Annotated in this window: 9 protein-coding genes and 2 tRNA genes; 5 read left to right on the forward strand and 6 right to left on the reverse strand. The window is 20.2% G+C overall.

Annotated elements, in window-relative coordinates; genetic code table 4:
• Positions 1–18 precede the first annotated feature (18 nt).
• The 5 genes from AAGD61_RS01875 to pepB all read right to left on the reverse strand — a co-directional run bounded on the left by AAGD61_RS01875 (position 19) and on the right by pepB (position 6,255).
• Entirely contained in the window at positions 19–621 is a 603-nt protein-coding gene (locus tag AAGD61_RS01875) for a YfgM family protein (protein WP_341764766.1), read from the reverse strand.
• A 10-nt stretch (positions 622–631) separates the two neighbouring features.
• Complete coding sequence (gene hisS, locus AAGD61_RS01880; RefSeq protein ID WP_341764767.1) at positions 632–1,915, reverse strand: histidine--tRNA ligase; 1,284 nt, start codon at positions 1,913–1,915, stop codon at positions 632–634.
• 79 nt (positions 1,916–1,994) lie between these two features.
• Entirely contained in the window at positions 1,995–3,080 is a 1,086-nt protein-coding gene (gene ispG, locus AAGD61_RS01885; RefSeq protein ID WP_341764768.1) for a flavodoxin-dependent (E)-4-hydroxy-3-methylbut-2-enyl-diphosphate synthase, read from the reverse strand.
• 69 nt (positions 3,081–3,149) lie between these two features.
• On the reverse strand, positions 3,150–4,055 hold the full coding sequence (locus tag AAGD61_RS01890) for a RodZ domain-containing protein (RefSeq protein WP_341764769.1): 906 nt from the start codon (positions 4,053–4,055) through the stop codon (positions 3,150–3,152).
• A gap of 922 nt (positions 4,056–4,977) precedes the next feature.
• Positions 4,978–6,255, reverse strand: coding sequence for an aminopeptidase PepB (gene pepB, locus AAGD61_RS01895; RefSeq protein ID WP_341765300.1), 1,278 nt, complete (start codon positions 6,253–6,255; stop codon positions 4,978–4,980).
• A gap of 634 nt (positions 6,256–6,889) precedes the next feature.
• Between pepB and ligA the strand changes: the two genes are divergently transcribed.
• Positions 6,890–8,923, forward strand: coding sequence for an NAD-dependent DNA ligase LigA (gene ligA, locus AAGD61_RS01900; RefSeq protein ID WP_341764770.1), 2,034 nt, complete (start codon positions 6,890–6,892; stop codon positions 8,921–8,923).
• A gap of 175 nt (positions 8,924–9,098) precedes the next feature.
• Here ligA and gltX read toward each other — a convergent pair whose 3' ends face one another.
• Entirely contained in the window at positions 9,099–10,532 is a 1,434-nt protein-coding gene (gene gltX / locus AAGD61_RS01905) for a glutamate--tRNA ligase (protein WP_341764771.1), read from the reverse strand.
• A 286-nt stretch (positions 10,533–10,818) separates the two neighbouring features.
• Here gltX and AAGD61_RS01910 point away from each other — a divergent pair.
• From AAGD61_RS01910 to fbaA, 4 genes are all read left to right on the forward strand, one after another.
• Positions 10,819–10,891: transfer RNA gene (locus AAGD61_RS01910), tRNA-Val, on the forward strand.
• A 105-nt stretch (positions 10,892–10,996) separates the two neighbouring features.
• Positions 10,997–11,069 (forward strand) — tRNA-Lys (locus tag AAGD61_RS01915).
• Positions 11,070–11,607: 538 nt separating this feature from the next.
• A complete protein-coding gene (locus tag AAGD61_RS01920) occupies positions 11,608–12,780 on the forward strand; it encodes a phosphoglycerate kinase (RefSeq protein WP_341764772.1) in 1,173 nt (390 codons plus the stop codon).
• A gap of 8 nt (positions 12,781–12,788) precedes the next feature.
• Positions 12,789–13,865, forward strand: a complete 1,077-nt coding sequence (fbaA, locus tag AAGD61_RS01925; RefSeq protein ID WP_341764773.1) for a class II fructose-bisphosphate aldolase — start codon at positions 12,789–12,791, stop codon at positions 13,863–13,865.
• Positions 13,866–13,886: the final 21 nt, after the last annotated feature.

Genomic DNA, 13,886 nt, shown 5'->3' on the forward strand with positions numbered 1-13,886 from the left:
TATAAAATTATAATGAAATTAAAAAAACTGATTTAATTTTAACATTAAAATAGTTTTAACGAATTTAGAATTTTCATTCTCTAAACCTATAGTATATGTTTTTTTTGAATTTATTTTATCTCCTTTTAATAAAAAGGCATCACCAAGTGTGATATTTGATATAGATTTCCATGATTTATTTTTAATATTAGAAATAAAAAAAATTGCTTTATCAGCATCACCTTGTTCAAGTTTAATTCTTGCAATACGTAAATTTACTAAATCTTTAATAATTAAATTTGTAGTATTAGATAAAATTTCAACTAAAATTTTTTCTGCATTTTTAAAATCACCGTTATTAACTGCTAATCTAGCTATTTCAAAACCTATAAAAAAACTATAAATATCATCTTTTTTAATTATATTTTTTTCTTTTATTTCAATGTATTTTAAATTATTATTATATAATTGTGAACTTAAAAATTCATATTGTTTTATTTTATATTGTAATTTTTGATGTTTACCTGATTCAAAATAATTCCAAAAAAACATACTAATAAAAAAAATAATTATTCCTATGATTAATATAGAACAATAATAAATAAAACAGTGTTTATTACTAGTTTTTTTTATATAATTCATTTTTTTTCCTTTAATATAATAATTTAGAAATATATAAAATTACTTTTTCTTGAGAAATAGTTTTTTGTATTTTTGTATATAAATTTTTAATTGTTATTTGATTTTTTTGAATTTCATTTTCACCTAAAATTAAAACAATTTTAGCTCCTTGTTTATTAGCTTGAGATAATTGTTTTTTTAAATTATTACAAGAATAATCTATAAATAAACGTAAAGAAGGAAAACTATCACGAATTTTTTCAGAAATCATTATAGCTATATGTTTGTTATTTTTATTGCAAAACGAAGCAAAATAAATATCAATTTCAGAAAAATTTTCAATAAATTTAGGATTTGTTTCTTGTATTAATAATATTAATCGTTCCATACCAATTGCAAAACCAATTGCTGGTGTTTTTTTTCCTCCTAATTCTTTTATTAAATTATCATATCGTCCACCTGCACAAATAGTTTTTTTTAATCCAAATGTATCTGTTACCCATTCAAAAACTGTATCATTATAATAATCAAGACCTCGTATTAAACGTTGATTTATATAATATTTAACCCCAACAAGATCTAATAAATTACATAAATCTTTAAAATGAAATTTTGATTTTGAATCAATATAATTAAATAATTTAGGAGCATCATTTAATAAATTTTGAATATCTTGATTTTTAGAATCTAATATACGTAATGGGTTACTATATATACGAGATTTAGATTCATTATCTAATTTATTTTTATTACATTCAAAAAATTTTATTAAAATACTACGATATTTAATACGTGTTTCTAATGATCCAATTGAATTTAATTCTAAATTTAAAACTTTATCGATACCAAATATTTTCCATAAACGAGATACAATTAAAATTAATTCTATCTCAATATAAAAATCAGATAAACCAAATACTTCTACACCAAATTGATAAAATTGTCTATAGCGACATTTTTGTGGTCGTTCATAACGAAACATTTGACCTAAATACCATAAACGTTGTTCATTATTATTACGTAATAAACCATGTTCAATACATGCTCGTACACAACTAGCTGTATTTTCAGGTCTTAACGTAATACTTTCATTATTTCGATCATTAAAAGTATACATTTCTTTTTCAACAACATCAGTAATTACACCTATTGCTCTATTAAATAAAATTGTTTTTTCTAAAATAGGAGTACGAATTTCATGAAAACCATAACTAGATATAACATTTTTTAATATTAATTCAATTTTTTGCCATATTTTAGTTGTAGCTGGTAAATAATCATTCATACCACGAATAGATTGAATATTTCTTTTCACTTTTAATTATCTTATTTAATTTTTTAATTAATTTCATATTTAAAGTTTTTTATAAAAAAATATTTTTATAAAATATTTTTTATTTTAATGAACCAATTTTATATCTAATTTTTTTTTCAAGATTTTCAATAATATTATTATTATCAAAACGTTCTTTTTGACGTATACCATCTATATAAAAACTACTTTTTGTTTTTATACCTACTACACCAATGGTAGAATTTTTCGCTTCTCCTAATCCATTAACTACACAACCAATAATAGAAACATCCATTGGAACAACAATATCTTCTAAACGCTTTTCTAATTCATTCACAGTACCTACAACATCAAACTCTTGTCTAGAACAAGTTGGACAAGCAATAAAATTGATCCCTCTTGAACGAATACGTAAAGATTTTAAAATATTAATAGCGACTTTAACCTCTTCTATAGGATTCGCAGCTAATGAAACTCGAAAAGTATCACCTATTCCTTCTGATAATAACATTCCTATACCAATAGCAGATTTAATAGAACCTATACGTACACTACCAGCTTCAGTTATACCTAAATGTAATGGTTGCTCTATTTTTTTTGATAAAATTCTATAAGAATTTACAGATAAAAAAACATCAGATGCTTTTGCACTAACTTTTATTTTTGTAAAATTAAATTTATTTAAAAGATCTATATTTTTTATAACTGATTCAACAATAGCTTCTGATGTATTTTTTTTATATTTTTTTTGAATATCTTTTTCCAAAGATCCAGCATTAACACCTATACGAATAGGAATATTATAATAAGTAGCACAATCCACAATTTGACGAATACGTAATTTATTACCAATATTACCAGGATTAATACGTAAACAATCAGCACCATTTTCAATAACTTTTAATGCAATACGATAATCAAAATGAACATCAGCTACTAAAGGGGTATCAACATTTTTTTTTATTTTTTTAAAAGCGTCGGCTGCATCCATTGTTGGAACAGAAATACGAACAATATCTACACCTGCTTTTTCAAGCAATTTAATTTGACTAATAGTTGTATTAATATCAATTGTTTTTGTATTAGTCATAGATTGAATAGATATTGGAGCATTATCTCCGATAGGAATCTTTCCTACATTAATTCGAATTGTTTTTCGTCTTTTTATTGATGATTTATTACACATTTAAAAGAGTTCCTAAATTTTAAAAAATAAAAACTATTTAAAAATATGATATTTATATATAATTTTAAATTATGGTATAATGATTCTTATTGAGCGATTAGTATTTATGGAATGATTAAAATTAATCATTTTATTTTGAAAAAAAATAATAACATTAATAGGTGCTCCTATATTTAAACTATATGGTATTATTCCGTATAACTCAAGTTTATCACCATTATTTTTTATACCACTAAATAAAATTTTTTTATTTGCATCACGTACTTCTAACCAACATGTTCCTAAAAATTTTAAATTTAATAAATTTGAGTTTTCATATAACATATCATTATCTTTTATATATTGTATATTATCTGTAATTTCTGTTATTGAATTTATTAATTTATTATCTAAATTTTTTTTTGTTATTTTTTCATCCAATAAATTATTATATCCAAAAATATCTTTTAAATTTTTATTTTTGAATGAAAAAAATGAATTAAAAAAATAAACTAATGATTTATTATATTTTAAACTTATTTTTTCATAATTATTTATCATAAATAATAACACATTACTTTCTTTGTTATAATATTTTAATAAATGGATTCCAATAATAAAAAAAAATATAATAAACAATATAATTTTTATTAAATAAAATTTATATTGTTTATATTTTTTTATAAAAATAAAAGATTTTTTGTCATTTAATGGCACAGATGAAATATCAACAATACTTTTTGTATTTAATAAAATATTAATATCATGTTCAGATATACCTACAAAACGAGCATATAAACGTATATAACCACGTAAAAACGTAGGTTCAACACCGTAAGGTTGAATATCTTGTTCTATCTCATTTACAGTACTAGTTTTGAGACATAATTGTTTAGCAATATTTTCAACAGTCAATCCTAAACGTTTACGTTCTTGAGATAATCTTTGACCTATTGTAAGAATTGTTATATCTTTTATATCTTTTTTAATAATCATTTTTTCAATAACACTATTTATTTTTTTTTAATTTATAACATCAATATTTCACCATAAATTTATAATTAAAATTAAATTAATTACGAAAATTATTTTTAAAATATTTCATACAAATAATATTAAACAAAAATATTTTAAATCATTTCAATTAATAGCAAAAAATATTTTTGTTTGTTATAATATTTAACAATTATTAAAAATTATATTTTATATAAAAAAATAATAAATAAAAAATAATTTTTATATTTTTAACATTTTTAAATTTAAAAAATTATTTAATAATATAATTTTTATTTTTAAAATATCTAAAATAATACATTTAATATCTTTTTGTGTAAAATTAAAAATTAATTATTATTAATAATAATATACTTCTATAGTAAAATATTATTTTTAATAAAAAAAATAAAATTCATACAATAATAATATATTATTACATTCTAAAATTTAGAATTCAATTATAATTAATAATTATTAAGATATTAATTATTATTAATGGTTTTTAAATGATATAATCTATACAAAATTATATTTAAATTATAATTTTTATATATAAAGCTTATAAAATTATTATTTTTTATAACAAACAACTTTAAATAAAACTATATACAGCTATATATCATAATTTTAATTTTTTTTATATAAAAATTATAAATTACAACTTTTAAAAAATTTAAACATATTTTCTTATTAATAATATAATATACTTTAATTTTAATATATATATTGTATACTTTATATAATAAAAACATTTCTTAAAATTAATGTGATAGTTAAAATTTACAGTATTTATTATCTTAAATTTTAAAAAAACTTTAATATAATATTTATTAAAAATAATTTATAAATTTTAATTATTTTAATTTTTAAAAACCATTTTTTTAAAAAAATTCAAAATAATTTTTATAATTAAATATTGATTTTATTTCGCTTTATTTATTAAAAAATTTGCTATTGTTCTAACACCAATTCCAGTTGCACCAACAGACCATAAATTAGATTGTGATTCACAATATGATGCAGAACAATCAATATGAATCCAATTTTCTTGATATTTTTCTACAAAATAAGATAAAAAAGCAGCAGCTGTACTCGCCCCAGCAGTATTTTGAACGGAAACATTATTTAAATCAGCAAAATTAGATTGTAGTTGTTTACGATGAAAACTATCTAAAGGTAAACGCCAAAATAATTCATATTCTTGATTAGAAGATTTTATAAAATCTTTAATTAAATTATCATTAAAACAAAAAATAGCATGATAATCATTACCAACTGCAACAGTTGCTGCACCAGTTAATGTCGCAGCATCAATTATTATTGATGGATTTTCTCTGCTAGCATCAATTAAACCATCAGCAAGAATTAATCTTCCTTCTGCATCAGTATTTGTAATTTCAACTGATTTTCCATTACGATAATGAATAATATCACCTAATTTATATGCATTGCCACTAATCATATTATCAGCTATACATAAAAATATTTTAACTCGTTCTTTAAAACCACGAGTAATAGCAAGAGCTAATGCTCCAACCAAAATTGCAGCCCCCCCCATATCTGCTTTCATTGATTTCATTGAAGACGACGATTTTAAACTATACCCACCTGAATCAAAAGTAATAGCTTTTCCAACTAAACATGCAAACACAGGAGCATCAACACTATTATGTGGATTATAATCCAAAGTTAAAAATATAGGATCTCTATTTGAAGCACAACCAACAGCATAAATACCAATATATTTTTTCTTTAATAAATCTTTTCCTTTAATTATATTACATTTAATTTTTTGTAAAGTAATAGTATTCAATAAATTTATTGTTTTTTCAGATAATTTTTCGGGTCCTAATTCATTAGATGATAAATTAATAATATCACGCACCCAATCAATAATACGAACGCGATTATTTAATTCAATATATTCCGATTCTAATAATTGAGGCCATTTTATAGTTTTAATATTTTTAGGAGAACGATAACCTTGCCAAAAAGCCCAACAATTTTCTAAATTCCAATATTTACCAATTAAAGCAACATTATATATACCATAATCATCAATTTTACGTCCTGCTATTTGTAATTTATGTAATTCATTTTCATTTTTTAAATGTATTTTTATATTATTAATTCCAAAACTTAATAATGATTTCTTCTTTAAATATTCATCTGCAGGTTCTAATGAAATTACTATTGACATAATTTTCATTTTATTTTTTTCTCTTTTTAATATAATTTTAAAAAAAATTTTTTATATATAATAAAATATTAATATAATATTTATAAAATTATTATTTTTATTAAAAAATAAATTTAATTAATATTTAATTTATTGTTTATATTTATTTAAAATTAATTACTTAATAATATATTTTCAACACAATATATAAAATAATATAAGTTTTAATATTATAAAGTATTTTTTTAAAAAAAACTATAAAATTTCATATAAAATTATTTTTATTTTTTTTATTTATTATTTTAATTTTTTTAATAAAATATTTTATTAATATTTTATTTTAAAAATATTTAATTTATTAAAAAATATTTGTTTTAAATGTTAAATTATATTAAATATATTTTTTAAAATAATTTTTTATATCTTAAAAAAATATTATTTACATAACAATTTTATTGTTTAAATATTTAAAATATCAAATTAATTCTGTTTTATAAAAAAATATTTATATATAATTCTATCATATGTATAGCTTTAATAAATAAAAATATTTAATAATAAAATAAATTATTTAAAATAAAAAAATATAAAAATATTTATATTGAAAATACTATTATAAAATATATAATAATAATTATTTTATATAAAAATATTTATGAATAAAAACATTAAAAAAATAAAAAATAAAATTAAAATTTTAAAAAAACTAATACAACATCACAATTATTTATATTATAATCTTAATAATCCAAAAATATCTGATCATGAATATGATACCTTATTAAGAAAACTTAATATTTTTGAAAAATCTTTTCCTGAACTAATAACAAAAGATTCTCCTTCTAAAACTATAGGTGCATCACCATCACTTAACTTTAATAAAAATTACCATAAAACCCCAATGTTATCATTAAATAACGTTTTTAATGATAAAGAATTTTTAAATTTTAATGAAAATATAAAAAATCGATTAAACATTAAAACAGAAATATCATTTTGTTGTGAATTGAAATTTGATGGATTAGCGATAAATTTATTATATAAAAATAAAAAATTAATACAAGCTTCTACTCGTGGAGATGGGTTTATTGGAGAAGATGTAACAACAAATATAAAAACTATTCCTAGTATTCCTATATTTTTGATAGGTGATGAAATTCCAAATTTATTAGAAATTCGTGGCGAAATATTTATGCCAAAAAATAATTTTGAATATTTAAATAAAAATTTAATTAAAGCTAATAAAAAAACATTTTCAAATACACGAAATGCTGCAGCAGGTTCTATTAGACAAAATAATCCTTCCATAACAGCTGAAAGATCATTAAATTTTTATTGTTATGGACATGGCTTTATAGAAAATGATAATTTACCAAATAGTCATTATAAACGACTAATGAAATTTAAATCATGGGGTATACCGGTTAATGAATATGTTCAATTACTAACAGGAGACCAATTAGCATTGAATTTTTATTATAAAATTAAAAAAATTAAAAATGATTTTAATTTTGATATTGATGGTGTAGTTATAAAAGTTGATTCTATACTTTTTCAAAAAAAACTCGGTTTTGTATCAAAAGCACCAAAATGGGCTATAGCTTTTAAATATCCTGTAAAAAAAAAAAATACATTATTAAAAGATGTAATTTTTAAAGTTGGTCGAACTGGAATAATAACTCCAGTAGCAAAACTTGATCCAATAGAAATTGATGGTGTAATCATAAAAAATGCTTCATTATATAACGAAAACGAAATAAAAAAATTAAATATTCATATTGGTGACACTGTTGTAATACAACGAGCTGGAAACGTAATTCCTAAAATAACTGATGTTATTTTAAATAAACGTCAATATAATAATCAAAAAATTATATTCCCAAAATATTGTCCTGTGTGTGCTTCTGAAATAAAAAAAGAAAAAGCATTTTTTCGTTGTACAGGATTATTAATTTGTAAAGCTCAACGCGAACAAGCATTAAAACATTTTGTTTCTAGTAAAGCATTAAATATAATTGGCATAGGAGAAAAAATCATAAAAAAATTAATAAAAGAAGAAATCGTAAAATCACCAGTCGATTTATATCAACTTACTATTGATAATTTTTCTAAAATTAACGGTATTGATATAAAATCTGGACAAAATTTAATTAATTCAATAGAAAAATCAAAAAAAACAACACTAACAAGATTTATTTATTCGTTAGGTATTCAAAAAGTTGGTATAACAACTGCAGCTAATTTAGTTGAAAAATATTCTACTTTAGAATCAATTATGAATGCCGATTTAATTTCATTAAAAAATATACCTAATATAGGTGATATAGTTTCAAAAAATATAATAAATTTTTTTAAAAATAAAAATAATCAAATTATAATTAATAATTTAATATATAAATCAAAAATTTATTGGCCTGAAAAAAAACTTTTAAAAAAACAAGATGTTAATATTCAATTTATATATAAAAATGTAGTATTAACAGGATCAACAAAAACAATTACACGAAATCAAATAATAAATAAATTACTTTTGTTAAAAGCAAAATTCTCAAATAAAATATCTAAAAATACTGATTTAATTATTATTGGGAAAAATCCTTCTAAAATTAAATTATCAATAGCAAATAAACAATGTATTAAAATTATTGATGAAAATGAATTAATTCAATTACTTAATTTTAAAAAATAAATTATTTTAAAAAAATATAAAAAAATAATATATCTTATATGTACACAATAATATTAATATTAAAATTAATTTGTATGAAGCTAAGCGGATTTGAACCGCTTATACTTTGTATTTTATGTAAATCTTCTTTTAATTGAATTATAGATTTTAAAAATAATCTTATTATATTCGATAATTAATCAAATATTTTTAAAAATCATAATTTTTTATTTAAAATAAAATTTAATGCTTTTTCAATACGAGAAACTGAACGAAATTTACCAATTATATAAATAATAATATACAAATTAGGTGTTTTAGTAATTCCAGTTATTGCTATACGTAATGGCATACAAATTTTACCCATACTAACTTTAAACTTAATAACAGCATTTTTTACTACTTGTTCAATATTTTTATGATTCCAATCTTTAATTAAATTTAATTTGCTTTTTATTTCTTCTAAAAAAATATATGATGTTTTATTTAAATATTTTTTTGCATCATCAAAATTAAAATCATTAAATTCTTCATAAAAATAAATACATGATTTAGCCATTTCTTTCAACGTTTTACAACGATTTTTAAATAAATTAACTAATTCGATTAAACTCGGCCCATCATTTATATCAATATTTTGTTTTTTTATATGCCATTTTAGATGATTAGCTACTTCTTCAGATGGTAATGTATTAATATAATAATGATTTAACCATAATAATTTATTAAAATTAAATGAGCTAGATGATTTATTAACATCATCAATACTAAAATATTTTTTCATTTCTTCAAGACTAAAAATCTCTTGATCACCATGTGACCAACCAAGCCTAACTAAATGATTTAATATAGCTTGCGGTAAAAATCCATTTTCACGATACTGTAAAATACTAACAGTATTATTACGTTTAGATAATTTTTTACCATCATCATTTAAAATTAATGAAACATGAGCATATTCAGGTATAGGAGCTTTTAATGCATTTAAAATATTAATTTGACGAGGAGTATTATTAATATGTTCTTCACCACGAATAACATGAGTAATATTCATATCCCAATCATCAATTACAACGCAAAAATTATATGTAAAAGAACCATCAGAACGTTGAATAATTAAATCATCAAGCTCTTGATTTTTAAATTCAATAAAACCGCGAATTTTATCATTAAAAATAACCGAGCCTTTATCAGGATTTAAAAAACGCACAACATATGATTTATTTAAAAAATTATCATTTACATAATTACGACAAAATCCATCATAACGAGGTTTTTTATTATTTAATATTTGTTTTTTACGCAAATTTTCTAAACGTTCTCTTGAACAATAGCAACGATAAGCAGTACCATTATTTAACATTTGTTCAATAATTTCATTATAACGTTTTAATCGTTTAGTTTGATAAAATAATTCTCCATCCCAATTTAAATTTAACCAATTCATACTATCTATAATAACATCAATAGATTTTTGATTTGAACGTTTTAAATCTGTATCTTCTATACGTAGAATAAATTCTCCTTGATTTTGTCTACTAAATAACCAAGAAAACAAAGCTGTACGAATACTTCCAATATGTAAATAACCTGTTGGACTTGGTGCAAAACGAGTTTTAACTTTTTTCATCAAAATATTCCTTATGTTTATAAAATATTTTATAATATAAAATATTATTTTTATATTTTTTAAAAAACAAAATTTTACAATGAAATAACATTCATATATTTTAAATAAATAAAATAAAAAATTATTTTTTAAAAATGAATTTTATATAAAAATTTTTTATAAAAAAAATATATATAAAAATTATTTTATCTAATAAAACTAAAATAATTTATTTTTTATCAAAAAATAAATTAAAAAATATATTGACTATAAACATTTTATTATTAATAATAAATTTTAATAAATAGGGCGATTAGCTCAGATGGAAGAGCATCTCCCTTACAAGGAGAGGGTCACTGGTTCAAATCCAGTATCGCCCATAATAAAATAATATCAAAATATAAAAAAATATATTAAGTAATCTTTTATATAAAATAATGTTTATTATATATATTACATTAATATAACAAACAAAGTATATAAATGGGTCGTTAGCTCAGATGGTAGAGCAGTTGACTTTTAATCAATTGGTCACAGGTTCAAATCCTGTACGACCCAATTAGTTAATATATTTATATTTTTAAATATTAAAAAAATAATTATAAATAATATTTCATCTAATATTAATATCTGATAATTAGTTCTTAATACTTAATTAAAAAATATTTTAAGAATATTTAACATTTTAAAATTAACATAATAATATCCTTTATAGTAATCAAATTTACAAAAAACTATTAAGAAGAGTTTATTATATCCATTTAACTAAGAGGATTTATCTATATAAAAATTTATCTTAAAACAAATAAAATTAATATTTTATATTTATAAAAAATAAATTAATATAAAATTATTATATAAAACTAAAATTTTTACAAAATTTTTTATATAATTATAAATTATATCGTAGAATATAAAATATATAATTATATATTTTATATAAAATTTAAAAATATTTTTATAAAATTATTTTTTTATTAATTTAACTGTAAACTTCATTTCGTTATAATAACAAAAAATATAGTTTTATTTATTGTATTAAAAATAAAAAATATAATAAATAAAAAAATATAAAAATAAAAAAAAGATAATTTTAATGTCTATAATAAAAATGACTGATTTAGATTTAACGAAAAAAAAAGTTTTTATCCGTTCTGATCTAAATGTACCAATAAAAAATAATAAAATCATATCTGATGCACGAATTTTAGCATCATTACCAACAATTGACTTTGCTATTAAAAAAAAAGCAAAAGTAATTGTAGCTTCCCATATAGGAAATCCTATTGAAGGTGAATATAATCATAATTTTTCAATGAAACCAATTGTAAATTGGTTTATAAAAAATACGAATTATCATGTTTTTTTTGAAAAAAACTTTTTAAATAAAATTAATATTAATAATGGAGAACTATTTTTTTTAGAAAATGTTCGTTTTAATAAAGGAGAAAAAAATAATGATATAAAACTAGCAAAACAATATGCTGCATTATGTGATATCTATGTATTAGATGCTTTTGGAACATCTCATCGTATTCATGCTTCAACACATAATATTGCAAAATATTCCCCTGTTTCTTGTGCTGGGATTTTATTATGTAATGAATTAAACGCTTTAAATAAAGCATTAGTTTGCCCTGAAAGACCTATGGTTGCTATTGTAGGAGGTTCTAAAATTTCTAGTAAATTTAAAACATTATATTCATTATCTAAAAAAGTAGATCAACTTATTGTTGGCGGTGGTATAGCTAATACTTTTATTGCAGCAAAAGGAAATAATGTTGGACTATCATTATATGAAAAAAATATGATTTCAAAAATAAAAGAAATATTAAAAAATTGCCAAGTTATCATTCCAAATGATGTTAGAGTAACAAATAAATTTTCAAAAAATGCAATAGCAATTTCAAAAAAAAATTCTGAAATTAAAAATAATGATAAAATCCTAGATTTAGGAGATGAATCAATAGAAAACATAGTAAAAATTATAAAAAAAGCAAAAACTATTATTTGGAATGGACCATTAGGAATGTTCGAACTTCCTAATTTTTGTCAAGGAACAAAAGCATTAGCAGAAGCAATTGCTGAAAATAATGGTTTTTCTATTGCAGGAGGGGGTGATACTTTAGCTGCAATCGAATTATTTAATATTTCAAATAAAATTTCATATATATCAACTGGTGGTGGTGCTTTTATTGAATTTATTACAAAAAAAAAATTACCAACTATTACAATGTTAAAAAAATGTGCTAAAAAATATAAACTATAGGATTCTACATGTCTAAAATTTTAAATTTTATTAAACCTGGTGTAGTTACTGGATATGATATACAAAAAATTTTTTTATTTGCAAAGGAAAATAATTTTGCAATTCCAGCTATAAATTGTGTAAATACAGATTCAATTAATGCAACACTTGAAGCTGCTTCTGAAATGAGAGCACCTGTTATAATTCAGTTTTCAAATGGAGGATCTAATTTTATTGCGGGTCAAGGATTAAAAACTAAAGATCAAAAATCAGCTATTTCTGGTGCTATTTCTGGTGCTAATCACATACATCAAATGGCTAAACATTATTGTATTCCAGTAATTATTCATACAGATCATTGCCCATATGAATTATTACCTTGAATTGATGGTTTATTAAGTGCAGATGAAAAATATTATGCAAAAAATGGAAAAACATTATTTTCGTCATATATGATTGATTTATCTAAAAATAATTTATATCAAAATATTGAAATCTGTTCTAAATATTTAATGCGTATGAGTAAAATCAATATGACATTAGAAATTGAATTAGGTTGTACAGGTGGTGAAGAAGATGGAATAAACAATAACATAATAAATAATTCAGAATTATATACTCAACCAAAAGATGTTTTATATGCATATGAAAAATTACATACAATTAGTAATAATTTCATTATTGCTGCATCATTTGGTAATGTTCATGGTGTATATAAACCAGGTAATATTAAATTAAAACCTAAAATTTTATTTGACTCACAAAAATATATTTCTAAAAAATTTAATTTACCTAAAAATAGTTTAAATTTTGTTTTTCATGGTGGTTCTGGTTCAAGTGATAAAGAAATTATGGAAGCAATAAGTTACGGTGTTATTAAAATAAATATAGATACAGATACACAATGGGCATTTTGGCACGGTACTTTAAAATATTATAAACAAAATTCTGAATATTTACAAAAACAATTAGGTACTACAAAAGATTTATACCATCCAAATAAAAAATATTACGATCCTCGTGTATGGTTACGTAAAAGTCAAGAATCAATGATATCATGCTTAAAAGAGATTTTTCATAAATTTAATTGTAAAAATGTACTTTAATTAATAAAAATAATTATATCA

This window comes from Candidatus Providencia siddallii, from assembly GCF_964026685.1.
GTDB lineage: Bacteria > Pseudomonadota > Gammaproteobacteria > Enterobacterales > Enterobacteriaceae > Providencia_A > Providencia_A siddallii_A.